The following is a 1,589-nucleotide window of genomic DNA, read 5'->3' on the forward strand; positions in this document are numbered from 1 at the left end:
TCTGTCGTGGGCGCAGGATATTTGAGGAGCTCTGTCCTTAGTACGAGAGGACCGGGATGGACGTACCTCTGGTGCACCAGTTGTCACGCCAGTGGCACAGCTGGGCAGCTATGTACGGAACGGATAAACGCTGAAAGCATCTAAGCGTGAAGCCGACTCCAAGATTAGATATCCCATCGTGTAAACGAGTAAGACCCCTTGAAGACTACGAGGTTGATAGGCTGCGTGTGTAAGTGCCGTGAGGCATTCAGCTTGGCAGTACTAATAGGTCGAGGGCTTGACCATACGAACAGAGAACTTTGGTCAGTCAGTATTTACTTCTTCGATTTATCTCTTCTTTATTCAGTTTTCAGGGCACTTGCCCTTTTACATACAAAGCACCATCAGACGATGGTGCTTTGTTCTTTTAAAATCTGTTGAAAAGGATAATTTCTTGTGATATAATAAATTTATACACAAATTATCAGGAGAGTGATTTTATGAAGAATGCAGTTGCCGCCTGTCTTTGTGCGGCGTTGTTAGTCGGCTCCGTGTCGCTTGTTTCCGCCGGAGCAAAGACTGTTTTCTCAGGCGACGCCGACCTTAACGGCAAGGTCAATGTCGTAGACGCGACCTGTATTCAGATGAATGTCGCGGGACTGACCGAGTTTTCCGACGCTCAGAATAAGGTCGCAGATATCGATAAAAACGGAAAAATCGAGATCACCGACGCTACCGAGGTCCAAAGAATCTCAGCTGAGCAGGCTGTAAGCAACGAGACCTTCGAGATTCCGGATGTGACTGAGCCTGTTTATACCGACGACGAAATCGAGGAAAAAGGCAGCGCCGCGATGAACGATTTCTCTGTCAATCTGCTCAAGGGCAGCGTCGCCGACGATAAGAACACCCTAGTTTCTCCGTTGTCCGTAATGTACGCCCTCGGAATGACCGAAAACGGCGCGGACGGCAATACACTCAAGGAGATCGAGAATGCGCTCGGTATGCCGCGTTCGCTGACGAAAGCGTACCTGAAAAATTATCCGAATTATCTTGTCAATGAAAGGGACAGATCTACAAAATTCAATGTCGCAAATTCTGTTTGGTATAATACCTCGGAGAATTCCGCGGCGGTGAGTGAAAAATATATCGCCGGAGTAAAGAATGACTACAACGCCGAAGTTTTTCCGACGATATTCAATGAACTCGCACTCACAAATATCAATAACTGGGTCAGCGAAAAGACCGACGAGATGATCCCGTCGATTCTCAGCGACATAGACCCCGGCGCGATGATGTACCTGATAAACGCGATCACCTTCGACGCGAAGTGGAACATACCATACGTCAGCGATTACTACAATCCCAGAACCGGCATATCATATCCCGGCGATGTTCGCAAGGGCACGTTCACCAACTCGGACGGCACTGAGTCCACCGTTGATTTTATGGAATCTACGGAGGATTTCTACCTGAAGGACGATAACGCTCGGGGTTTTGTGAAGTACTATGACGACGGCAACTACGCTTTTGCCGCGATTCTTCCCGACGAGGGAGTTAAGCTGAACGATTACGTTAACTCGCTTACAGGCGAGAGGTTGACAAACGTTCAG

At 48.3% G+C, this 1,589-nt stretch carries 1 protein-coding gene and 1 rRNA gene; both read left to right on the forward strand.

Translation table 11 applies throughout. From position 1 onward, the window contains the following. Positions 1-285: ribosomal RNA gene (locus tag JKK62_RS08720) — 23S ribosomal RNA — on the forward strand; the annotation flags it as partial. A 194-nt stretch (positions 286-479) separates the two neighbouring features. Then, positions 480-1,589 (forward strand): serpin family protein (locus tag JKK62_RS08725; RefSeq protein WP_243411800.1); only part of this gene is annotated, 1,110 nt, incomplete at its 3' end.

It is taken from the genome of Ruminococcus difficilis (assembly GCF_016680995.1).